This window comes from Psychrobacillus sp. FSL K6-4046 (assembly GCF_038624605.1).
Taxonomy (GTDB): Bacteria; Bacillota; Bacilli; order Bacillales_A; family Planococcaceae; genus Psychrobacillus.
In genome coordinates this window covers 733,982-757,075 of the sequence record NZ_CP152020.1, presented here as the reverse complement: position 1 = coordinate 757,075, position 23,094 = coordinate 733,982, and the positions used below count along the sequence as shown (strand labels likewise).

20 protein-coding genes are annotated in these 23,094 nt (G+C 41.8%); 5 read left to right on the top strand and 15 right to left on the bottom strand.

What is annotated here, in order from left to right; translation table 11 throughout:
* Positions 1–3 precede the first annotated feature (3 nt).
* The 3 genes from MKY09_RS03645 to MKY09_RS03635 are packed head-to-tail and all read right to left on the bottom strand — an operon-like array spanning position 4 to position 2,348.
* The gene (locus tag MKY09_RS03645) at positions 4–729 is read right to left on the bottom strand and encodes an ABC transporter permease (RefSeq protein ID WP_342567615.1); all 726 of its coding nucleotides are present in this window, start codon (positions 727–729) and stop codon (positions 4–6) included.
* A complete protein-coding gene (locus MKY09_RS03640; RefSeq protein ID WP_342567614.1) occupies positions 730–1,440 on the bottom strand; it encodes an ABC transporter permease in 711 nt (236 codons plus the stop codon).
* A complete protein-coding gene (locus tag MKY09_RS03635) occupies positions 1,437–2,348 on the bottom strand; it encodes an ABC transporter ATP-binding protein (protein WP_342567613.1) in 912 nt (303 codons plus the stop codon). Before MKY09_RS03635 ends, MKY09_RS03640 begins: the two co-directional genes overlap by 4 nt.
* A 198-nt stretch (positions 2,349–2,546) precedes the next feature.
* Here MKY09_RS03635 and MKY09_RS03630 point away from each other — a divergent pair, with 198 nt between their 5' ends.
* Positions 2,547–2,909, top strand: a complete 363-nt coding sequence (locus MKY09_RS03630) for a DUF4181 domain-containing protein (RefSeq protein WP_342567612.1) — start codon at positions 2,547–2,549, stop codon at positions 2,907–2,909.
* 374 nt (positions 2,910–3,283) lie between these two features.
* Here MKY09_RS03630 and MKY09_RS03625 read toward each other — a convergent pair whose 3' ends face one another.
* From MKY09_RS03625 to MKY09_RS03605, 5 genes are all read right to left on the bottom strand, one after another.
* Positions 3,284–4,648: a HAMP domain-containing sensor histidine kinase gene (locus MKY09_RS03625; protein ID WP_342567611.1), complete on the bottom strand. Its 1,365-nt coding sequence runs from the start codon at positions 4,646–4,648 to the stop codon at positions 3,284–3,286.
* Positions 4,645–5,313, bottom strand: coding sequence for a response regulator transcription factor (locus MKY09_RS03620; RefSeq protein WP_342567610.1), 669 nt, complete (start codon positions 5,311–5,313; stop codon positions 4,645–4,647). Before MKY09_RS03620 ends, MKY09_RS03625 begins: the two co-directional genes overlap by 4 nt.
* Positions 5,314–5,865: 552 nt before the next feature.
* A complete protein-coding gene (locus MKY09_RS03615; RefSeq protein ID WP_169361554.1) occupies positions 5,866–7,065 on the bottom strand; it encodes an IS256 family transposase in 1,200 nt (399 codons plus the stop codon).
* Between the two features lie 507 nt (positions 7,066–7,572).
* A complete protein-coding gene (locus tag MKY09_RS03610; protein ID WP_342567609.1) occupies positions 7,573–8,406 on the bottom strand; it encodes an SLAP domain-containing protein in 834 nt (277 codons plus the stop codon).
* A 263-nt stretch (positions 8,407–8,669) separates the two neighbouring features.
* Positions 8,670–9,080: a thioesterase family protein gene (locus tag MKY09_RS03605; protein ID WP_342567608.1), complete on the bottom strand. Its 411-nt coding sequence runs from the start codon at positions 9,078–9,080 to the stop codon at positions 8,670–8,672.
* 100 nt (positions 9,081–9,180) lie between these two features.
* On the opposite strand from MKY09_RS03605, the gene MKY09_RS03600 reads away from it, so the two are divergent.
* The 4 genes from MKY09_RS03600 (at position 9,181) to MKY09_RS03585 (ending at position 14,360) form a co-directional block, all read left to right on the top strand.
* Complete coding sequence (locus MKY09_RS03600; RefSeq protein ID WP_342567607.1) at positions 9,181–10,182, top strand: LacI family DNA-binding transcriptional regulator; 1,002 nt, start codon at positions 9,181–9,183, stop codon at positions 10,180–10,182.
* Positions 10,183–10,314: 132 nt separating this feature from the next.
* The gene (locus MKY09_RS03595) at positions 10,315–11,688 is read left to right on the top strand and encodes a hypothetical protein (protein ID WP_342567606.1); all 1,374 of its coding nucleotides are present in this window, start codon (positions 10,315–10,317) and stop codon (positions 11,686–11,688) included.
* 65 nt (positions 11,689–11,753) lie between these two features.
* Positions 11,754–13,175, top strand: a complete 1,422-nt coding sequence (locus tag MKY09_RS03590) for an aldehyde dehydrogenase family protein (RefSeq protein ID WP_342567605.1) — start codon at positions 11,754–11,756, stop codon at positions 13,173–13,175.
* Positions 13,176–13,187: 12 nt separating this feature from the next.
* Positions 13,188–14,360, top strand: a complete 1,173-nt coding sequence (locus MKY09_RS03585) for an iron-containing alcohol dehydrogenase (protein WP_342567604.1) — start codon at positions 13,188–13,190, stop codon at positions 14,358–14,360.
* 162 nt (positions 14,361–14,522) lie between these two features.
* On the opposite strand, the gene MKY09_RS03580 is transcribed toward MKY09_RS03585, so the two are convergent.
* The 7 genes from MKY09_RS03580 to MKY09_RS03550 all read right to left on the bottom strand — a co-directional run bounded on the left by MKY09_RS03580 (position 14,523) and on the right by MKY09_RS03550 (position 22,928).
* Positions 14,523–14,756, bottom strand: coding sequence for a hypothetical protein (locus tag MKY09_RS03580; protein ID WP_342567603.1), 234 nt, complete (start codon positions 14,754–14,756; stop codon positions 14,523–14,525).
* Between the two features lie 156 nt (positions 14,757–14,912).
* Positions 14,913–17,180 carry a 5'-nucleotidase C-terminal domain-containing protein gene (locus tag MKY09_RS03575; protein WP_342567602.1) on the bottom strand — a complete coding sequence of 756 codons (2,268 nt, stop codon included), beginning with the start codon at positions 17,178–17,180 and terminating at the stop codon, positions 14,913–14,915.
* Between the two features lie 196 nt (positions 17,181–17,376).
* On the bottom strand, positions 17,377–18,237 hold the full coding sequence (locus tag MKY09_RS03570; RefSeq protein ID WP_342567601.1) for a Gfo/Idh/MocA family oxidoreductase: 861 nt from the start codon (positions 18,235–18,237) through the stop codon (positions 17,377–17,379).
* Between the two features lie 10 nt (positions 18,238–18,247).
* Complete coding sequence (locus tag MKY09_RS03565) at positions 18,248–19,558, bottom strand: hypothetical protein (RefSeq protein WP_342567600.1); 1,311 nt, start codon at positions 19,556–19,558, stop codon at positions 18,248–18,250.
* A 58-nt stretch (positions 19,559–19,616) separates the two neighbouring features.
* Positions 19,617–20,651: a dihydrodipicolinate synthase family protein gene (locus tag MKY09_RS03560; protein ID WP_342567599.1), complete on the bottom strand. Its 1,035-nt coding sequence runs from the start codon at positions 20,649–20,651 to the stop codon at positions 19,617–19,619.
* On the bottom strand, positions 20,652–21,668 hold the full coding sequence (locus tag MKY09_RS03555) for an NAD(P)-dependent oxidoreductase (protein WP_342567598.1): 1,017 nt from the start codon (positions 21,666–21,668) through the stop codon (positions 20,652–20,654). It abuts the gene before it with no gap.
* An 18-nt stretch (positions 21,669–21,686) separates the two neighbouring features.
* Complete coding sequence (locus tag MKY09_RS03550) at positions 21,687–22,928, bottom strand: Nramp family divalent metal transporter (protein WP_342567597.1); 1,242 nt, start codon at positions 22,926–22,928, stop codon at positions 21,687–21,689.
* Between the last annotated feature and the right edge of the window lie 166 nt (positions 22,929–23,094).

The following is a 23,094-nucleotide window of genomic DNA, read 5'->3' as shown; positions in this document are numbered from 1 at the left end:
TTTTTATACCGCCTTCCTTTGAAAATAGATATATCCTCCAATGAAGAATAATAAAAAGCTTCCGCCAACTACCGTTAATAATTGCTCCCATGGAACGAAGAACGTATCACTCGTGTCCCCTCCGATATACATCATCAAAAATGGCTGAGCCCACGGATAGAAGGACCCTAAACGCTCAGAGTTTACAATTAGTATCGTAGGCAATGTTAAAATCACATTAACGGCAAAGGGCGCTGCAAAGCTTTTGAACATGATGGCCATCCATAGCTGTAATGCGACTAACGGCAAGGTTGCCACCCATCCCCCGACTAAGCTTTTCCATACAATTTGCATGGGGAATGGATCGGTGAACCCCTGCATGATACCAACTACGTAAAGGGAGGAGAAAAATAATAATTGAATGACTAGCACTAGCAATAGTAACAATATATACTTCGCCGCAAATACTTTTCCTCTTGTCACTGGCAATGCCAGCAGCTGTTTCCAGCCCCCCGCCTGATGCTCATATCTACAAATCACACTTGCTAAAACTCCAGTTAACAGAGGTAAAAATAGTAGGCCATACGTAAAATTCATCGTCAGCAAGGGCAGATACCATTCATTTACACGGTCATCTGACAAACCGTTAGTCAATCCAAGAAAAATACCAACAAGGGGCACGGTCAAAATCATGAACAAAATTTTGGAATGTCTAAACTTAAACCATTCTGATTGTAAAATCGAGAGCATTTATTTCACGTCCCTTCTCATAAAGTCGAGCATTCCTGCGATATACAATACAAGCCCTACCCCAACTCCAAGCAGGGCATTAATGATTGGCTCATCCCACTCGTTCATCAAAGATGGCCACTTCCAAATCATCCAGTCCGGTAAAAAGAAGGCCGAATAGGCAAAAATGACACCTAGCACTCCTGTTGTAATGGGAATACCTTGGTTTTGACTGACGGACGCAATCCATAACTGTAGCGCTAGTACTGGCAAAGCTGCCAAATAAGGATAAAAGCTATATTTCAAAAGCTCCAAGTAAGGAATGTCATCTCCCAAGTTCAGAAAAATGCCATATACTAAAGAAAATATTCCTACAAGCAATGAGGATACAAATAGCAGGCTTGCGAGAACCGTGAACTTCGATAAATACACGCCCATTTTGGAGACCGGCAATGAAATCAGCTGCTTCCAAGCATTCGTCTCATTTTCTATACTTGCTATAAATGAAGTTAAAATAGCGATTCCTAATACAAGTGCTAATGGGGTAAGCGAGTGTACGTTTGCTAAATAATAGCCCCAATCATCGTCACTTTGCTTTAGTAAATAATCTTTCCGAACGCCGTAGTTGACCATTTGCAGCGCAATCACTCCGAACGGCCCTAAAAATGCTAGGAACCATAACCCTTTTCGTTTGATCTTCAAAAAGTCTGCCTTTATTAGTTTTCCAATCATACAAACTGCTCCTCTGCGGTCATTTGAAGGAACGTATCTTCTAGCGATCTTTTTTCCTCTTCCACACGGTAAATGGAGTAGCCTCCGTGCACGAGGGTCTTGATTGCCTTCGCTACTTTTTCATCAGAATGCTCGGACAGTAGGATAACCCCTTCCTGCCATTCTGCTTTTATGCCGTTCCCTAATAACGAACGCCATGCCTGCTCACTATTGCTCACCTTCAGTAAAATTTTTTGCTTGGCATGCATGCGGAGAGCCTCGATGGAATCCTGGTAAATCATTTTTCCTTTTGTCACGATTCCAACGGTCGTCGCCATTTGGTCGATCTCGGATAATAAATGACTGGAGATTAGAATAGTCATCCCAGTTTCAGCGGGAAGCTGTTTGATCAGATTGCGAATTTCGATAATGCCGGATGGGTCTAATCCGTTTGTTGGCTCATCTAGGATTAAAAGCTCCGGACTGTTCAATAGGGAAGCCGCTATTCCTAAGCGTTGTTTCATTCCTAGCGAGAATCCTTTAACCTTTTTATTGGCTACTTCGGATAATCGGACAATTTCTAATACCTCATGGATTCTTGATTTCGGTACCCCTAGGATCTTCCGTAATGCCTCTAAGTTTTCATATGCCGTTAAATGGGGATAGTACGACGGGTTCTCTACTAGAGATCCTACTCTTTTTAAAATGTTGATGCGCTCTTTATGTAAATCCTTTTCAAAGATTTGAATTGTGCCGGACGACGCCTTCATCAGCCCTAGCAGCATACGGATGGTCGTTGTCTTCCCTGCTCCATTCGGTCCTAAAAACCCGTAAATCTCTCCTTTACGTATTTTCATATTCAGCCCTTCTACGGCTACTTCCTTTCCAAAACGCTTCGATAAATTGTTTGTTTGTACTACATATTCCATTTCCCTCACCTCTATTTCTATGTTAGAGATGTAAGGTTAAAAGAACGTAAGGGTAAAGGTTAAATTTTGTTTAAAAAATGGCGGTGGAAATGGGGTGCTGTACAATGGGAGCATGTTATATCGAAAGTATTTGAATATTTAGGTTGTGTTAAAATACATTATATAGAAATAAACGTTACAGGTAGAAAGGGGTGTTGAATGATGACTGTCGATATGTATATTGCTTTAATCTTTTTATTACTGGTTATCTATGTTTTGCTGCAGTACTTCATTAGACAGAAATATAACATTAGTACTCCTCTAAGGTTCTTTGTAAATACTACACACAAATGGATAGAAATAATCTTAATTGTTTTAGGCAGTGTTCTCTTTGTTCTTTTTTGGATTATGGAGGATTGGGTATTCGTCTATTTACTAATGGCTGTCACTCTTGTTATATTGTGTCACCGTGCTTTTGTATCATATAAATACGAACGAGAAGAAAGACAATATATGATCACCCTTGTCGATCTTGGAACCTTTTGCATACTCTTTAGTATAGTAATAGTTGGCTATATCTGAACAAAGGTCACGACTAAAACGCATAGACGTAATAATCTATGCGTTTTTCGGTTACTTATTCAGTTATATTTATTACCATACACCATTACTTGTATTTCTTCTATTTGACCTTCGTTGACTGACCGATTATTCGAGATAACCGACCGATTATTCGAGGAAACCGACCGATTATTGACCGAACCGACCGATTATGAGCAAAAACCGACCGATTTCAATTAAAAAGGCCACCATGGTAGGCTATCACCCTTGTAGATTCTGGTACCTAGAGTGTTAACAAGATCACGATTGTACAGTCTGAAATATGCAGAATAAAACGCATAGACGTAAGGATCTATGCGTTTTTCGGTTACTTATTCAGTTATTCTCCTACACCATTACTTGTATTTTTTCAATTTGATAGTCGTTCCATTTTCACTAGACTCCATGTCCCAGTCCAGCTTCATGCCCTTCACCATCATATCGACGATGGACAATCCGATTCCTGCTCCAGCTTCATCGGATTCGTTTTTCATGCCTTTTCCTCTGTCGGAAATAACAATAGCATCGTATTGGTCGGTAGTTTCCGTTTTGACGCAAACATAAGCCCCATTTTTTGCATGTCGAAGCACGTTTTGCAATAAATTATCTAGTATGCTCCCTAACCAAATCGGGTCGATCCTCCAGTTATTTTGTTCAAAAGGGACCAAGTGGACGTCCACTTCAAACCCTTCCTTTTCGAATACAGGATACCATAAAGCTAGACATTCCTTTACATAGCGGACAACGTCCATTTCCTTCGATTCAAATTTATATTTACTCGCCATGAGTAGCGTGTAAGACATCAGATTTTCAATGAGCCTGTCCACATTCACAACCGAGGACTCGAGCGATTGGATCGCTTTCTTTCCTTCGTCTGATAAATCCTCTTTTGCAATCGAATACGCTTGAGCTCTTATTTTCGTTAACGGAGTTCGCAAATCATGAGACAGATTGGCGATCAGCTCTCGACGTAGCTGCTCCTCCTTCTGTTCGCGTTGCTTGCTCTCCCTTAACTCGCCTACCATTTGATTGAATGTCTTTTCAAGCTGTCCGATTTCGTCCTTCTTTTTCACCGGAATCCCAATTGGCAGCCCGTCTACATCCCGTATTTCCATTGCCTCCTGTAAATGCAATAACCGCTTTCGAATGCTTCTAAAGAATAGAAAGGACATGAATAAGAACAGGAAAATGATAACCATAACACCTGTTATGAAAATGAGTCCATATCTGTCATACATATTGGCAAGTGGCGGATCAAACTCGGACCTTGGCAGCTCGAGTACAACGAAGCCGTTCGTCTCATCTTGTTCAACAAACGCAATAACCGTAAAAGGGTTCCCTCCATAACGCTGTTTGATAAACTTTGCAGTATAGGCGGGCGACCACTCAGTAGGGAGTTGCTCCTGTACGTCCTTTTGGCTCGCAAGCTTCCCTTGTCCATCCACCCAAAACATGGATGCTCGCGGATACTGCTCCTTCCAACGGTCAAACACCTGTTGAACGGATTCGGTCGTGGCGTTTTGCATTGCGTTTGCTTCCTGATGCCATTTGTCCTCTACTGCACTTTCCTCAACCGCACCTTTATTTTGCGTTACCCCAGAATTATAGGAAACACCAAACACAAACAAGGCAATAATCAAGTATGCAGCCTGAACGATAAACATCGCTAACAAAATCAGTAGCATATACTTCGCTAGTAAGGATTGGAATAATCTCTTCATAGTTTTACCCTATATCCGATGCCACGAATGGTCTCAATAATGGTCGGCTTTGCCGGATTCCGCTCAATTCTTTCACGCAAATAACGTATATGAACCATCAGCGTCTTATCCCCCTCCATGTATTGCTCTCCCCAAACTCCCTCATACAGCTGTTCCTTCGTTAGGATTTGATTGAGATGACGAATAAAAAATTGTAGCAGATGATACTGCTTTCCAGTTAACTGGATTTCTTCATTCGTCTCATTGTCCACGATGCGCATATCCTTAGTATGTATGGTCAGATGCTGAAGCTTCAATACATCGTCATTCTTTTGGTATCTCCGTAATAGGACCTCGACCCGAGCAGCCAGCTCATCCGGATGAAACGGCTTCGTCAAATAATCATCCGCAAAATGAAGCCCCTCTATCTTATCCTCCACCGCCGTCCGAGCCGAAAGCATTAATATAGGCAGGTCCCCCTTCTCCTTCTTCATCCGCCTTCCAATCGAAAAGCCATCCAGCCCTGGAATCATCACATCCAAAATAGCAAGATCCACCTGCGAAACGTACTTTTCCGCATCCTCCCCAGACTTCAGCCACGTCACCTCATATCCTCTTTCCGTTAAATCCTTCGTCACCCAAGTGCCTATATCTATTTCGTCTTCTATGTATAAAATGTGTGTCATGGTCGTCCTCCTCATTGGGATTGTCTCTTGAAGAGCATCACTTTTAGTAGTAACACTTTAGTTGAAGAGCTTCTTTTCGTGTTTGCTCGAATTGTAGTAAAGTAATGCTGGATTGTAGTAAATTAGACGCTCATTGTAGTAATCTAGCTGCCTATTGTCGTAAAATATGCCGGGATTGGCGTAAATCGGGCTCGACTTGGAGAGCTGGGATTTGATTGTAGTAAAATATCGCTTGATTGTTGTAAGCTAAGTGGCCATTGTCGTAAATTTTGCCTTGATTGTCGTAAATCGGGCTCTACTTGGAGAGCTGGGAGGGAATGTAAAATATTTTGTGTAAATGTATTACTATCTTTATTCTAAACACATACTTACTTTATCCGTTAAGGGGATAAGGCTCTGCTGAAGAGCAACCTGAGCACTTAACCGATGGCCAAAAAGGAGAGGGTTTTTCTCTCTCTTTTTCTTATCTTTTTGGTCTAAATAAAGCGTAAAACTTTTGGGTGTAGCGTAGCGGAGCCCAACACGACTGTACATGAACAAGGGATAATCCTACTAAATCCGCCCCTCAAAAATAATTTTGAATTGTCCCTCACACTCTAGCCATCCTGGAATAGGCTTATTCCATTTTTTTATGGCATCCATCGTGGCCAAATAAAGAATCTTCTTTAGTGAATTGTCCGTAGGATAGGCTGTTTTTGTCTTTGTTACCTTTCTCAGTTGGCGATGGAATCCTTCCACTGTATTGGTCGTATAAATGATTTTCCGTATCTCCGTCGGGTAGGAAAAGTAAGCTGTAAGCTCCAACCAATGTTCCTCCCAAGAACCAATAACCTTCGGATATTTATCTTTCCATGATGCCTTTACTTTTCCAAACTCAAGTTCAGCTTGCTCCAAAGTAGAAGCCTTGTATACCTTCTTTAAATCGGTCATAAACGGGTTTCGTTCCCTTGAAGGCACATACTTCATGGTATTTCGTAATTGATGGATCACACACAACTGAATATGCGTCTTTGGAAAGGTGCTCTGGATCGCTTCTGTAAAGCCAGAAAGTCCGTCCTTACACGCAATAAAGATATCTTCTACACCACGACTTTTAAGGTCTGTACAGACACCTAGCCAAAAGCTCGCGCTTTCATTTTCACCTACCCATATACCAAGGATATCCTTAATTCCATCGGAATTAATGCCGAGAACAGTATAAGCAGCTTTATTAATAATACGGTTCTCGTGCTTCACCTTGAAGTGGACCGCATCCAAATAAACAATTGGATACACACGGTCTAAAGGGCGGGAGTGCCATTCGAAAATCTGAGGTAAAATTTTATCTGTTACCTTACTAACCAAGCTAGGAGATACTTCGACACCATATATATCTTTCATATGTGACTCGATATCTCTTGTGGACATTCCTTTGGAATACAAAGCTAAAATCTGTTCTTCTAAGCCATTGATGGACGACTCGTAATTCTTCACGATTTGCGGTTCATATTCACCATTGCGGTCTCTAGGTATATTTAATTCTGTATTTCCAAACTTTGTTCGAATCACCTTTGAACGATAGCCATTTCTACTGTTTCCGGTATTATTTCCTGTCGGGCTATGTTTGGAGTAGCCAAGGTGGTCTTCGATTTCGGCCTCAAATACAAGCTGTAATGTTTCTTTAAAAAGATTTTTCATCATCTCGATGATGTCATCAACAGATTGACACTCTCTAGCTAAATCCTTGATTCTCATATTTTCGTAATTTTGCATAATGATCATCTCCTATAGGAAAGTTATGGTCATTTACACAAAATTTTATACGTTCTCAGCTGGGATTTGATTGTAGTAAAATATCGCTTGATTGTTGTAATCTAAGTGGCCATTGTTGTAAATTTTGCCTTGATTGTCGTAAATCGGGCTCGACTTGGAGAGCTGGGACTTGATTGTAGTAGAATACCGCTTGATTGTTGTAATCTAAGTGGCCATTGTCGTAAATTTTGCTTTGATTGTCGTAAATCAGGCTCCACTTGGCGAGCTGGAATTTGATTATAGTAAAATATCGCTTGATTGTTGTATTCTAAGTGGCCATTGTCGTAAATATTGCCTTGATTGGCGTAAATCGGGCTCCATTTGGAGGACCCTACTGGATTGCGATTGTCCTCAATAAAGAAATTATATCATGAAAATTTCCTATGTAATATTTTCAAGTTAAGGATTTTTCTTGTAGCATAAAAAAACTCCCCACCAGTGTTTGGTGAGGAGTTTTTCATTTATCCATTATCCTTGTTGAGTTAACTGGATGTTCCAGTTAGTAAAGTCAGGAGATTCTTTTTTGAATACATTTTTTGGGAAACTTAGGCTTATTGGTCGGGCTTGGCGAGAGCCAACTACAAACTGCTCGAGTGGAAAGCCTAATTGTGCTACTAAATCTCCTGAAGCATCAAACAATTGCAACGGCAGGTTGCTGATTGTGATTTCCTCTTCGAAAGCATTACGTACTATAACGAAAACATTTACGCTTTCTTCTGCTTCTTCAAGATTAAAGGCAGAAACTGAAATCTCGTTTTGTGTCACTGGTTCCATCCCAGCTAAAGAAGTTTCAAGTGATGACACTTGCTCTTCCGATAATCCATTAGACCAGTTTTCATCTAATTGTAAAGAAAAGTCAGATACAGCTGGCTCTTGGATTTCAAATAATACTTCGAATTCCATTTTATCTTTAATTTCATCATCTGAAACGAGCAATGATTCACTATCAAACTCGAAGATCCATGGACGTGCTCTCAACGAATTCAATACACCAAAGTATTCCATGTTGAAATCCTTACGTGCTAATTCTTTTCCATCTAAATCTCTAACTACTAATCTAATGTCTTGTAGATTTAATTTTTTTTGTAGGGAATGGCGAATGATTGCAGTCATAATAAATCCATCGTTGTTTTTGTGTAATGCTACACCGTGGATATTAATTTGATTTGGATCTAGACCCTTTAACTTGTTGTGATAATATTGAAAAACATAGCGTTCTTGTTGGTCTAGCTCCCAATTTTCACTGAATTCTAATAATGTCTTTAATCTATTGGATGTCTTTGGTTGATTTGTCTTAAACATGAAAACATTCCTTTCAAATATCCGAACTTTATAGACATTATATCACAAATACTACTATGATAATACTAGGTCATTCCTCGTATTCTATTAAGTAGTAGTGAAGGGATATTTATGTAATATATTATTCTATAAATGAAAATAGATATTTTAATATTTAGAAATGGGGTACTAGGAAAATAAATACGTCACCACTTGATAATGTTGCATTCAGTTAATAGATGGTGACACTTTCAAAGCCCTTTTGGCGACTCCCACTATTCACTTCATGGCGTACCCTCATTTTCTTCATACATATGCTTCTCCAGCTCTCTTCGAATCTCGTCTGGGATTACCTCGCTTTTATTCTCTTGTACATTGTAATTTACGTAAATGGTGGTGGCTTGGACAGTTAGCTTTCCTTCCTGCCAGATTTCCTCGTATAGCTCGAGGCTGGAGTTGCCGATTCGTTTGATCCAACATTTGATTTCTACTTGTTTTCCGTAATAGATTTGCGCTTTATATTCTACAGTTGTTTTTAGGATAATCATCTTCCAGTTTTGAAAGCTTAAATCCGGGTTGAAGAAGGTAAATAATTGGTTTCTGCCACCCTCTAGCCAAATAGGAATGGTGGTGTTGTTGATATGCCCTACTCCATCGGTTTCTGAGACTCTTGGTTCTATTATAGTTTGGAACATTTCTTCCTCTCCCCTCCTTCCTTTATTTCCACAAGGGTATTTATAATCCTTCTTTTTCTGGGAGAAACGATATAGAATAGACCTAAAAGGAGGTTTTGTCTTGGTATCATCAAAAGACGTTGCAAAGCATGCGGGTGTTTCCCAAACGACAGTATCTCGTGTTTTAAATACACCGGAGTTAGTTAAGAAGCCCACACTTGAAAAAGTAATGAAGGCGATTGATGAGTTAAACTATATGCCGAATCTTCATGCGCGCTCACTAGTTCAAAATAAGACCGGTTCGATTGCCCTTCTATCAGGACCGCTACATAACCCATTTTTTGTGGACAGTACTACTGCTATCGTCAATTATGCCAATGAGATGGGATATCGTGTAAGCGTACAGTTTGTAAACGATGAAAAGCTTAGTGAAGCGTATGCGACTGCATTTGAGCATAAGATTGACGGCATTATTTTATCTTGTATTTTATTGGATGACCCTATTTTTGATAAGCTCAAGCGGATGAACATTCCTTTTATCACCTATAACCGCAAGCATAAAAACAATGAGTATTTTGTGGAAATCGATAATTTTCAAGCTGGTTATTTAGCAGTCAAGCATATGGTGGAGCTGGGCCATACAAGGATTGCTTGGGTTGGTGGCCCATTGTCTGTAAGTACCTTCCGTAATCGTTATCTTGGTTACAAGAAGGCTATGGAGGATTTTGAACTACATGTATCTGAGAGGTATATTTTTAATACGGATACTTCCAAACAGGATATTGCCTTGGCTTTTGAAAAGCTGAAGAATTTAGAAAATCGTCCTACTGCGATTTGCGGGGGCTCGGATTCGCTCGCGTTGTTTTTAATGGACGAAGCTTTTCAGCACGGGCTATCAATCCCAAATGACTTGAGTATTATAGGAATTGATAACGTGGATATGAGTATGCACGGGTCGATTCAGCTTACAACAGTGGGTAGCATCTCTGAAGAGAATCTAGGATTTTTAGCTATTCAGGAATTAATAGAAATGATTGAAAATAAAAAAAATAGTTGCACACAAATTACGGAGTCTGTTAAAGTATTTAAAAGAAGCACGACGAGAGCACTTAAAACAAACTAATGAAGCCAGGTTTGTTTTATTTTTTCTCTAACAATGAATACGTAACCATTTTACTTTCCAATAAAATGGTTACGTATTCAAAAGGGGTTTTATGTAAGGGGTTACATTAAAAATTGGGAGGAGATTTAGTTTATGTTATGGAAAAACCGAAAGTATGGAGAGGAATCCCCATACATACCAGCGGGCCCTTTTAAGATCCGCTTACCTTTTATTCACTACCGTTTTGAATGGCCAGATTATGTGCAAGGCTTGCTCATGTGTGCAGTCGACTTATCTGCTATTCCACTTTTAATCGAGTTGCTGGGAATGCCATTTGAGGTTGCTATGGCAATCGTATTACTAAACGGAATCTTTTATTTGTTACATCATTTACTTGGTGACCCAGCAGTTCCGGGATGGATTACTCCAGCTATACCGCTGATTATGCTTTATTGCCAGCAGTTCCCTGAAGGTGCAGAACGGGTTCATGCCTTGATTGCCTTCCAGATGACGCTAGGGATTCTTTCCTTGCTGCTCGGTTCAACCGGTCTCGCATCTAAGGTTGTTAAGCTAATCCCACCTGCCATTAAATCAGGGGTTATCCTTGGGGCAGGTTTTGCAGCTGTTATCTCTGTTTTCCAAATCGGAGGAAGATTTGAAACCTTCCCATGGACGATCACAATTGCAATCGGCATAGCTTTCTATCTATTATTCTCTAACCATTTTGCTACTTTCCAAAATAGAAATCCGTTTTGGGGGACGATTGCTAAGCTCGGGATATTCCCTGTAATTATTTTGGCGGTGGTCATCGCGCCGATTTTTGGAGAAGCACCATGGCCAACACTTCAATGGGGCTTTTCAACACCTGATTTTGTCACACTGTGGAACGAATATACAATATTTGGTTTAGGGTTCCCACCACTGATGATGTTCCTAACTGGTTTACCAACAGTGCTAGCAGCGTATATCGTGTTGTTCGGAGATGTGCTACAAACGAAAGCTTTAGTGGAAGAAGGGGCTGCGGCACGTCCTGATGAAAAAGTAGAATACAATCCTAGTCGTGCTCACTTGATATTTGGAATTCGTAATAGTGCGATGAGTATTTTAGGTCCAGACGTAACGATGTGTGGTCCATTATGGTCAGCTATGCAGGTAGTGATGATCGAACGTTTTAAAAAAGGACGAAAAGCAATGGATTCGATCTTTGGCGGAGTTGGCTCCTTCCGTTGGGGTACTAATACTGGTTTACTATTACTTCCAATTGTTAGTTTAGTAGAACCAATTTTAGGGGTAGCTTTGGCTTTAACTTTACTCATTCAAGGGTATGTTAGTGTTAAGGTCGGTATTTTAGAATCACGCAGTCAACGTGATTTAGGTATCGCTGGTATTATTGGTGCCGTGCTTTGCATAAAGGGTGCTGCTTGGGCGTTTGCTGTAGGAATCATTCTTTGTTTATTAATCTACGGTAAGCATTTCTTTAGAGGTGAGGTCGACAACACCTTCATGAAGGATCAGAAGGCGGACTAAACATATATGGCATCCTCGCATGGTAAAATAGTGTTACAACTGTAACGAATGAAAGGATGATCGACATGGAAAAAAACTATTATGTAAACGGTGAATGGAGAACTTCTGAAAGATTTGCGGAGCTTTACTCCCCACATACAAAAGAGCTAATCGCGAAAATTCCTCAGGCGACTCGTGAGGAAGTGGATGAAGCAATTGAAGTGGCACACGGTGCACGAGAAAAAATGGCGGCTTTAACAGCATTCGAGCGCTCAGCTATTTTGGAGCAAATTGCTCAGCTGTTCGCCGTACATCGTGAAGAGGCTGCAAAAATTATTTCATTAGAGGCCGCAAAGCCACTGAAATATGCGTATGGGGAAATTGACCGTACGATTGAAACGTATAAGTTTGCTGCCGAGGAAGCGAAGCGTTTAACTGGAGAGATGATTCCAATGGACGCTGCAAAAAACGGCGCGGATCGATTTGGCTATACGATCGAGGAGCCGATCGGTGTCATCGGTGCCATCACTCCGTTCAACTTCCCACAAAATTTAGTAGCTCATAAAGTGGGACCTGCGATTGCAGCCGGGAATACGATCGTGTTGAAGCCTGCGTCTCAGACTCCACTTTCTGCTTTATTTTTAGCAGAATTGATTGAACAAACGGCTCTTCCAAAAGGCGCTTTTAACGTCGTAACTGGTAGCGGTCGTGAGGTTGGCGATGCTTTAGTCGAAAGCGACAAGGTGAAGATGATTACGTTCACTGGTAGTCCTGCTGTAGGTAAAGGAATCCGCAACAAGGCTGGCTTGAAGAAGGTTGCACTGGAGCTTGGCTCTAATGCTGGTTTGATTATCGATAAAAATGTAGATCTTGCTAACGTCGTACAAAAGTGTGTGATGGGTGCCTTCTCTAATCAAGGCCAAGTGTGCATCTCCTTGCAGCGTACGTATGTAATGGATGAGATTTTCGATGAGTTTATTGAACAATTTAGTGAGATGACAAAAAAGCTTGTCGTGGGTAGTCCCTTCGATCCAGCTACAGATATATCCGCAATGATTGCTGCTACAGAATCGGAACGTGCTCTAGAGTGGGTTGAGGAAGCAGTTGGCCATGGCGCAGAAATTATTACTGGTGGGAAGATTGAAGACGATGTATTCCAGCCTACCATTTTGAAAAATGTGAATGCAATTTCCAAGGTTTCTTGTCAGGAGGTATTCGCACCGATTGTTGGCGTAAGTCGCATTTCTTCTATTGAAGAAGGAATTGAAGCGATCAATGATTCCAGCTTCGGTCTACAGGCCGGCATTTTCACAAATGATATTAAGACAGCCTTTAAAGCGGCTAAGCTTCTAGAGGTTGGTGGTGTCATGATCAATGACATTCCTACGTATCGTGTGGACCAAATGCCATACGGCGGTGTAAAGGATAGCGGTACCGGTAAGGAAGGTATCAAATACGCGATCCACGAAATGACGGAAACGAAGCTTGTGGTTTGGAATAATCAATAAGGAGTGAGCAGTATGTCAGAAAAAATTACGTTCACACCAATCAGCTACACAGGATGGGATGCACTATCCCATCTACTAGCTGAAGTGGAACGATTTAAAGTAAAGAAAATACTGATTGTCACCGATCCATTTTTAAAGGAAATCGGTTTAACGAATCAAGTATCGGAGCCACTAGAGTCGGCAGGTTACACGGTTGATATCTATACAGAAGTCGTGCCCGAGCCACCTTTAGCTATTGGCGAAAAGCTAGTTTCCTACACTCGTGAGCATGCCTTTGACATGGTCATCGGTGTCGGTGGCGGCAGTGCGCTCGATTTATCGAAGCTTGCAGGAGTTCTAGCTTCTCATGAAGGAAATGTAGCTGATTACTTGAACTTAACTGGCTCAAAGCAGATTACTCATAAAGGATTACCGACGATTTTAATCCCTACTACATCTGGAACAGGCTCAGAGGTTACGAATATATCGGTGCTATCTTTAGAGACTACTAAGGATGTTGTGACGCATGATTATTTATTGGCAGATGTCGCTATTGTCGATCCTGCGTTAACGGTTTCATTACCTCCTAAGGTTACTGCTGCTACTGGCGTTGATGCACTAACTCATGCAGTTGAGGCGTATATCTCGAAAAATGCAAGTCCTGTTTCCGATGCGTTAGCTTTACAGGCCATTCGTCTAATCAGCAATTCCATTCGTACCGCTGTATCGAACGGTGAAGACAAACAAGCTCGTACCGATATGAGTTACGGCAGCTATCTAGCCGGCCTTGCCTTCTTCAACGCAGGAGTTGCTGGTGTGCATGCACTCGCGTATCCGCTAGGCGGCCAGTTCCATATCGCCCACGGAGATTCCAACGCCGTCCTGCTCCCTTATGTTATGGGCTACATACGCAAAAGCTGCGATAAACGCATGAAAGATATATACGAAGCAATGGGCTTCAGCTCTAGTAATCTATCTCAGGAGGAAGCATCCTATAAATGCGTCGCTGAGCTAAAGAGATTAGTAGAAGACGTAGGAATCCCTTCTACCCTACAAGGGTTCGAGATTCCAGAAAACGCCTTAGAAAGCTTGACGGAAGACGCAACAAAACAGAAGCGCATTTTGGCTCGCAGTCCATTGGAGTTAGGTGAAAAAGAGATTGTTGCAATTTATCGAGCAGCTTTTGATGGAGAGATTGTGGAGTAGATTTGTTTTGGTTAGTCCCTGTGTCGGTTGGTGGCATGGGGATTTTTTGTGGAGCAAGGGGTTTTCCCTTTTGTGCAAGGTTTTCGTCCGTCTCTGCAAGGTTCTTTCCCGTCTCTGCAAGGTTCTACCTCGTCTCCGCAAGGTTCTGCCGTTTCTGCAAGGTTATCCTCCGTCTCTACAAGGTTCTCTTCCATCTCTGCAAGGTTCTTCTCCGTCTCTGCAAGGTTCTCCTCTATCTCTGCAAGGTTCTCTCCCGTTTCCGCAAGGTTCCCCCGTCTCTGCAAGGTTCTTTCCCGTCTCTGCAAGGTTATCCCTCATCTCTGCAAGGTTTTCTCCCATCTCTGCAAGGTTCTCTCCCGTTTCCGCAAGGTTTTCTCCCGTCTCCGCAAGGTTCACTCCCATCTCTGCAAGGCTCTACCGTCTCTGCAAGGTTCTCCTCCTTCTCCGCAAGGTTCACTCTCATCTCTGCAAGGTTCACTCCCGTTTCCGCAAGGTTCTACCGTCCCATATTAAAAACACTCATACGGGATTTCCGAATGAGTGTTAGATCCATTATTTTAGTAAGTCAATATATCGACTGTACACGTATCCTTTTTTACCTTTGTAGGAAATGACATACCAGCCTTTTTCATTGCCCAACACTTCTACTTCTTTGTTTTTAGCAATGGTTCCTAGCACTTTTCCGCTGTTTGCTGCTTGAGCACGAACATTCAAATGGTAAGCTGTTACTTTTCCTTTTGGTGTTGCTGGTTTAACTGGTTTAGCTTTATCCTTCGGTGTTTCAGGTTTAGCCGGCTTATCTTTCGGTGCTTCTGGTTTAACTGGTTTATCTTTGTCCTTTGGTGGTTCTGGTTTATTCAATGCTTTCGCTAAAGCTAAATAGAATTCACCTGTTGTTTTTACTTTTGCAAATTGGGCGGAGTCCACTTTAGCTTTTGCTGATAGCTCCTTTATTTCCTGCTGTGTAATTACATCCTTTACATTGATGGATGCGATATTCGTGTACTTTCCATCTTCCGTTGTAGGTACAGTTAGAATTCCTTTATTGACTAGTTCTACAACGGCTTTTCGTGCTGGAGATTTTGTATCTACACCGACGATTTTCCAGTTGTTTTGAATGGTTGGTTTATATTCGCCTTTCATCTCGTCCTTTAAGTATCTAATGGCAAGATTGCGAATGGTACCGCCAGTTTCACCATAGGCACTTTCATCCTTGGAGGACCAGGTCATATTAAACTTACGCCCTTCTAACGCTTGTCCTTTAGATAGAAGAAAGTCCATTCTATATGCATTCATCCCTAAAGTTAATTGATCCTCTGCTTTAATCGGAGTTCCGTCTAGCTTTCTAAGGTTTTTAATACGTTTTCCCGGTGCCTCGGATAAGTCGATATCGTATTTCACATTACCGAAGAAGTCATTCGTGCTATATTTGGAAGCACGGCGAGTTTTGTCAAAGCTTACTGTCACGTCACCATCACGCGTACTATTGAAATAGCCAACTGCCCATTCCATATAATCCATTAAATCTTTTCCTGTAACTTCATAGACAGAAACTTCTCCACCAGCAAACTGATAGTTGTAAGCAATGTCTTTTTTCTTGATAGGTCCAACATTTAAGGACGCTTTGTCATTATCTATCTGATGAGCTACCACATCTGCATTACTATAATGAAGCATCACCTCATGGAAAAAGTCCGACAAAGGTGTTTCTTGGACTTGTACTGCTGGGATACCCTCTATTTCATTAGGAGGAACAAGGTTTGTCCCTTTTAATTGTGCGACCACGACATTTGCGTCTGCTCGCGCGAACTCATGGTAAGGCTGCAATAATTTTTCCAGCTCTTCATCCGACTTAACAGTAGTTCCGTCTGCCGCTTTCACTGGAATTGTGGAAGCACCCTTATCCTTTAGTGTTAACTTTTCCCCATCCTTGGAGAAGGTTAAATCAATTCTTGAAATATGTGTACCATATTTTGCAGGCTCTGTAATTACAACGCCATTTACATTTTCATTGTTAATCAATACATGGTTATGCCCTGCAAAAATACCAGCTAGCTCTGGCACTGCATTTGCAATGTCCATTACTCCTGTTCCAGGATTACCGTTTTCATTTTCAAGACCCATATGTAAAAGACCAATCATTACATCTACTTTACCTTCTAGCTCTTTCACTGCTTTTTTCGTTTCCTCTACAGGATCCTTGACGACTAGACCCTCTAGATGATCCGTACCTTTTTCATATTGAGTTATTAATGGAGTGACCATCCCTATTACTCCAACCTTTACTCCATCACGCTCGATAATAGTATAGGCAGGCAAAAAACGTTCCCCATTTTCCTTGTATACATTACCTGCAAGTCTAGGTCCTTTGAATTGACTAGAAACCTTGTCTAACACATCTAAACCAAAGTTAAATTCATGGTTACCAAAAGTCCATGCCTCATAGCCCATCGCATTAATCGCTTGAGTCATAGGAGATAATGGTTGATCATTAAATAGCTCTGCAGAATTGTCCTGTATTAAATCACCATTATCCAATAAAATGGTGTTTGGATTCTCTGCTCGCACTTGCTTGATAATGGTATATAACTGCGTTAGACTCCCGCTTACATTCGGACCATCTATCGCATAATCCCATGGCATAAATCGCCCATGAATATCTGAAGTTGCAAGAAGGGTAATATTAATATCCTTCTCTTCTGCATGTACAGGAAGTTGTTTTAGAAACATTCCATTCCCTAATAATAAAACCACAACTAAAAAACTTGCTACAATCCTTTTCCCACTAAACAAATTTTCTCCCCCTTGATTAAAGTTCATTTTTTATAACTTCATTATTATATCATTCGGAATAATCGTAATAATACTATTTTTCTTATAAAATTTAACTTTTTTTATTCGAAAACACGAACAATCAGTATAAAAAACCAAATTTTATATGCCTTTATATTAATTTTCTAACATCTAAACTACCCTAAAAACACCACTCAAGACTAGCTTGAATAGTGTTTTTATCTTACAATCCCTTATTAATCTCCTCAATAATCCTCACAATCTCAGCTGTTTCCTCTAACGAAACAGCACCCACCCCTGTCTCAAAAAACTCTACTATATGCTCGACCAAGCCAGCGTAAAAAGGTTTCTCTTCTTCCCATAGCTTCAATGTCTGTACATCATCCGCGGAGTGTAATACTGCTCCAAAACGGCCATGCCATTCGGTTTCTCCTCGAATGATGAGATGTCGACCATCCTTGTAGGTCAGATGAACATGGTGGCAATCAGCCTTTTGCTCTACCTGTACCTTCTCCACGCCTGTCCCAAACAGTGTGACCGCCATTTCGACTAGATGGATACCGTACCAGAAGTATCCGATTAGCTGCTCCTGCATGGGGGTTGGTCCGTAGAAATAGCCACTGCTCCAGTCTACTGACCCTTGGACCGCCATAACCGACTCTGAAAAACGTAAGGCAGAGGAGCTCATGACCGGTGTTCCATGATTTTTGCTCAGTCTAATCACCTCTGCCATTTCCTTGCTGCTCATGACGACTGGCTTATCGATAAACACCGGCTTACCATAAGGCACAATTTCCTTGAACCAGTCTAGATGATTGCGCCCATCGACTGTCCCTATAATGACGGCGTCTACCTCACCCATTAATTCCTCAACTGTATCTACCTCTGCTACCCCGTATTTCTTGATGACAATTTGATAGAAGTCAGTAAATCTGCTTGAGCTAATTGCTAAATCCTCCGAGAATGTCGGGATAACATGGGTGATGGTTGCTCCTTGTACATGATGGGGATCATCTTGGTTATTTAGTAATCTGGTGAATATTTCACTATGTGAAGTGTCTAGTCCTATCAATCCTATTTTCATAGAGTCCCTCCTAGCTTTCGGTTGTTACGAGTGCGAATACTTGTCTTGGTCTACCGCGCTTTGAAATTTTCTCCATCCCGATAATTTTGATGAGCTCCGCGTCCAGCCACGATTGGATAATTCGGTGGGCGCTTCTTGGTGTAATACCTAAAATAGAAGAAAGCTCATGCGCCGTGAATTCATTTTCCTTCTTTCGCTTGATGACTGCCATTGTCTTTTGGATGTTTGCTGCACTCATGCCGATATGCTCTGCTTTACTTATTAACAGCTGATCCGTCACTGTGAGTGGATATTTCATCGGGACAATCAAGTCGATTGGTCCAAAGACGCTGCGATCCTCGCGAACGATAAAGCAGCAGCCCCCTCCATGCTCCTGTGCCTGAATGAGTGCCACCCTTGCATGCGATCCTGCCTCGAGCGCTGAAAAACCGAAGCCGACTCCTATTGATAAAGACACCTCCAGCTTTTTCTTCATCTCATCGACAATTGGCAAGTATTTATAGCCCTCTGTAATCCGCTCGAAAATCCCTCGATTCGTGATAAATACATACTCACTGCTGCTAAGCGCAATCAGATAGCCATTTATTTGATCGGCAAATTGAAGAAGCATACGGTGTATGGCATGATTTCGAGTATGTACCTGCTGCTCGGACATAAATTCACTCGCATCACTGGAATTTTCGATAAAGATTCGACCTACTATTATTTGCATCTCTTTTTGCTTTCGTTGATTGGTTGCAAGCAGCATACGTTCAATTGCCACAATAATGTCCTGGTCCGTAGGCTTTAGCCATTCGTTTATAATATTCATCTCGGATAGCTGCTCACTAACTAGCTTGAGACTAGTAATGACAACCGTATTAGGTATCTCCTCAACATTCTGTAGATGGAAATTCACCACGTCATCTTTGTTTTCCATATAGACGATTTCTTGGAAATTTTGATACGTAAACGTTTCCTCTAAATTACTTTTAATGAGCTCCATGTAGTTGTCTTGTATGCCGTCCAAGCTAATGTTCATGAAATTTTGCTTCCTCTTTAGCTTGTACAGAGACTGATAGAGTCCTGCTCCCTTCAGTGGAATATAGAAGGCAGGTGTTTCGATTGGTATTTCTTCCTTTGCAACTAAATAAGGGATTCTTCCCGAATAAAACAAGCAATCCACCTTGTCCAACAGCTCAGTTGTCAGCTTCCTTGCATCTTTTATTTCATCGGATAAACGGAAAATCGGTTGGATATTCGGAAAAAGTCCAAAGCATCTAACCATCGTCTCACGAATCCATTGCGGTCCTATTACTCCCACCTTTATGTTTGTCTCCATACCTCTCCCCCCTTTGAAATAGAAGAAAAGACACACCTAATCGATGTGCCTCCATTACTTAACCGTTTACTACACTTTCCTTTTCCAAAAAAGCCTTTACAAATGTATCGTCGTTCAGCTCTGGATACGCGTAGTACACACGATCGATTTCCTCTAGCTGGCCCTCGCTCAATACCTCGTGATCCATCAGGCACCAGTTCCCTTGCATAAGCCCCTGTCTTCTGAGCACTTCATTGATACCCGCAATACTTCCCTTAAAGTCGTTCCTCGAATCAAAGAATGCTGCATTGGCATCCGTGACGTGCTGGGCAATGCTGAACCACTTTGGATCAATCTGACCCTGTGCCCTCGCTTCTTTTATTTGCTCAAAAAGCTCCACTGCCTTATGTGTCCATACAGACCAGTGACCTAGCAAGCCGCCGACGATTTGCTTGTCATTATAATTGGTGAACAAATCCACTACGATGTTGTCGTCATTGCCGGTATAAAGCGCAATCTCGTCTCTTCTCGGAGAGGCGTTCACTGCGCGAATCACATCTAACGTTAAATAACGGTCAAACGGAGCCATTTTAATACCGAATACATTGTCGATTGCAGCGAACTGCTCCCAAAATTCATAGCTGAATACCCGTCCACCTACAGCTGGCTGCAGATAAAAGCCGAACACTGGAATAATAGCAGCGACCTCTTTCGTACGTTCAACTAGTTCTTTTTCGGAATATTCATTTAATCCACCGTTACTTAATAGTACCATATCATAGCCAAAACTTTTAGCGATTTCTGCCTCTTTTACCGCCTGCTCTGTTTTACCACAAGCACCCGCGATTTTAAGGAATGGACGATTCAGCTTTGCGTTGTTGATTTCCTCCATCGCAAGCTTTAATACCGTTTCATACAAATCAAACTGAGGATCTCGAATCTCAAATTGTGTGGTATGCACACCAACCGCGACCCCGCCAACACCTGCCTCCAAGTAATATCGAGTTAAACGGCGTTGTGCCTCTTCGTCGAGTTTTTTGTCTTGCGTGATTGCAAGTGGATGCGCCGGAATGAACGCCCCGTCATGTAAATGCTGTTTTAACTCCTCTTTCATTTAAAACTCACCCTTCCTCTCCTGGAAGTGAGTCGGCTTATTGATCGTTTCTCCGTCATTCGCGACCCAGTCTGCAATCCATTCGATCATTTCACGGATCGATACACGCGGGTAGCCGAACAGCTGGTGAGCCTTGCTCGCATTGTTTAGCAGCGCATTTTCCTGCTCAGAGCCTACAAATACTGGCTTCTTATCAAACAAACGCCCAAACTCATTTGCCAGCCATCGAACAGAAAGCGTCTCCGGACCAGTGACGTTGATAACGGTTGGAGGCGAGCTCGCGTGAAGCAACGAACGGATCGCATACTCATTCGCATCCCCTTGCCAGATGACATTGACATGCCCCATCGATAGATCCAGCGGCTTTTCATTATAAACCGACTTCGCGATTTCCAATAAAACCCCGTAACGCATATCGATTGCGTAGTTTAAGCGGAAAATCGCAAGTGGCGTATTGTCCCTTTCTGAGAAATATGTAAACACACGCTCTCTTCCTAAAGAGGATTGACCATACTCTCCAACCGGTGCAACCTGGTGGTTCTCATCGCAGCCGCTCCCAATCACAGGCACTAACGGATACACATTTCCCGTAGAGAATGACACAATATTAGAGCCCTTAAAATGCTCTGCCACTCGACCAGGCAGATAGGTGTTCATCGCCCATGTGAAATGCTCGTTGCCAGTCGTCCCGAATTTATTGCCAGCCATGTAAATAATGTTCTTTTCAACAGGCAGCTTCTTTAGTTCGTCCTCGTTCAATAGATCACAGGCAATCGTTTCAACCCCTGCACTTTCTAGCTCATCCTGCAGCGTGCCATTTGAAAAACGTGAAACTCCAATCACTTTTTTATCTAAGCCGGCCTCATCAATCGCGCGCTTCGCCATCACAGCAAGCGTCGGTCCCATCTTCCCACCAATACCTAAAATCATAATATTCCCGTCTAGCTTCACCATGTCATCAATCAATGCAGCGGACGGCTGCGTCATCAAATTCTCTAACTCTTCAACTGTTTTCATAATTTCCCCCATTCCTTTTTAAGAAAAAAAGATATTGTTTGCGTTGTTATATGCTAGATAAATTAATACAAGTAACCCTATTATGCCGAGTGAATTGCTGAGCCATTTGTTTTTCAGCTCCCCCATCACTCGCTTGTCATTCGCTACGACTAAAATGGCAATCGCAATAAACGGAACAACAAATATCGTAACCGCCTGCGCAAAAACAATTAAATTGAGCGGTGCAGACCCAAACACAATTCCAATAACTGAGCCAAATAAAATCACTAATATAATGAAAAGCTTTACCTTCATATTAGAAAGGTTATTCCCTACCCCAAATCCATCCGCAAGCAGTGACCCACCAATCGTCGCATTCCCCATCAAGGACGAAAACGAAGCCCCAAACAGCCCAAGCATAAACACAACCGTCGACCAGCTACCAAACAACGGCTCGAGCGCCAAGCCCATTTCCGACGCATCATTCACAACCAGCCCTTGTGGTTTGAGAATAGTTGCTGCAGTGATCATGATGAGGAAGGAAATAAATCCAAGCAGAAAAATGCCTAAGAAAGACTCTCTCTTCCCACTAACAGCATCCCTCAAAGTCCAGCCTTTTTCCTTAACCAAATAAGACTGATAGAGCGCCCCAACTATCGAAAAGCTAGTAGCAAACAAAGCTATAATCAATCCCATACTTCCATCTGGAATAACAGGAACAAACCCTTGAAATATGGCACTAATAGAAGGCTTAACAACAATCACTGTAATTAGAAATGCCAATAGCATCAGCACCACTAGCACAAGCATCAGTTTCTCTAAAATCTGATAAAACTGCTTCGCAAATAAAAGCCCAATCGAAATAAGCGTAAACACGATAATCCAAATGGTCGGATCCATATTAGTTACCGTTGAAATAGCTATCCCAGTCCCAATTGCATTCCCTGCCTGAAACGAAGCCGTAACTAAAAACGCACCTATCCCAATAAGCAGCCCAGACCAGAAACCCCACTTCTCCTTCATCACACCAATGAAGCTACTCTTGGCTGCAATCCCAATTCTTGTGCTCATCTCGGTATACACCATCATCAGCACAACAGCCAACACCAACGTCCAAACAAGCTGTGCCCCATAAATCGCACCAATCTTAGAAGACAATGTCACACTTCCTGGCCCAAGCACCAAAGCAGAAGTAATTAATGCTGGCCCCAAATAGCTAAAAATACTCTTTCTTCCAGCCTTCGCGTTACCAGCAACCCCAATCTTTGCCCCTTCATTCATTGAAATCCCCCTTCTACTGATTTTTCTGAATTATATGTTTTTATATTAACGTATAATGATATTTAATGACATGACGTTAATAGGACTGTAAATAAAAAAGAAGCAGTCAGTGGGATGCTGGCTACTTCTTAGGTTGGATTGAATTGTGTGGGAGTTGTGTGTGACA

Coding starts and splice junctions, on each gene's coding strand:
- MKY09_RS03645 (WP_342567615.1), bottom strand. CDS start 729: ATGCTCTCGATTTTACAATCAGAATGGTTTAAGTTTAGACATTCCAAA.
- MKY09_RS03640 (WP_342567614.1), bottom strand. CDS start 1,440: ATGATTGGAAAACTAATAAAGGCAGACTTTTTGAAGATCAAACGAAAA.
- MKY09_RS03635 (WP_342567613.1), bottom strand. CDS start 2,348: ATGGAATATGTAGTACAAACAAACAATTTATCGAAGCGTTTTGGAAAG.
- MKY09_RS03630 (WP_342567612.1), top strand. CDS start 2,547: ATGATGACTGTCGATATGTATATTGCTTTAATCTTTTTATTACTGGTT.
- MKY09_RS03625 (WP_342567611.1), bottom strand. CDS start 4,648: ATGAAGAGATTATTCCAATCCTTACTAGCGAAGTATATGCTACTGATT.
- MKY09_RS03620 (WP_342567610.1), bottom strand. CDS start 5,313: ATGACACACATTTTATACATAGAAGACGAAATAGATATAGGCACTTGG.
- MKY09_RS03615 (WP_169361554.1), bottom strand. CDS start 7,065: ATGCAAAATTACGAAAATATGAGAATCAAGGATTTAGCTAGAGAGTGT.
- MKY09_RS03610 (WP_342567609.1), bottom strand. CDS start 8,406: ATGTTTAAGACAAATCAACCAAAGACATCCAATAGATTAAAGACATTA.
- MKY09_RS03605 (WP_342567608.1), bottom strand. CDS start 9,080: ATGTTCCAAACTATAATAGAACCAAGAGTCTCAGAAACCGATGGAGTA.
- MKY09_RS03595 (WP_342567606.1), top strand. CDS start 10,315: ATGTTATGGAAAAACCGAAAGTATGGAGAGGAATCCCCATACATACCA.
- MKY09_RS03590 (WP_342567605.1), top strand. CDS start 11,754: ATGGAAAAAAACTATTATGTAAACGGTGAATGGAGAACTTCTGAAAGA.
- MKY09_RS03585 (WP_342567604.1), top strand. CDS start 13,188: ATGTCAGAAAAAATTACGTTCACACCAATCAGCTACACAGGATGGGAT.
- MKY09_RS03575 (WP_342567602.1), bottom strand. CDS start 17,180: ATGAACTTTAATCAAGGGGGAGAAAATTTGTTTAGTGGGAAAAGGATT.
- MKY09_RS03570 (WP_342567601.1), bottom strand. CDS start 18,237: ATGAAAATAGGATTGATAGGACTAGACACTTCACATAGTGAAATATTC.
- MKY09_RS03565 (WP_342567600.1), bottom strand. CDS start 19,558: ATGGAGACAAACATAAAGGTGGGAGTAATAGGACCGCAATGGATTCGT.
- MKY09_RS03560 (WP_342567599.1), bottom strand. CDS start 20,651: ATGAAAGAGGAGTTAAAACAGCATTTACATGACGGGGCGTTCATTCCG.
- MKY09_RS03555 (WP_342567598.1), bottom strand. CDS start 21,668: ATGAAAACAGTTGAAGAGTTAGAGAATTTGATGACGCAGCCGTCCGCT.
- MKY09_RS03550 (WP_342567597.1), bottom strand. CDS start 22,928: ATGAATGAAGGGGCAAAGATTGGGGTTGCTGGTAACGCGAAGGCTGGA.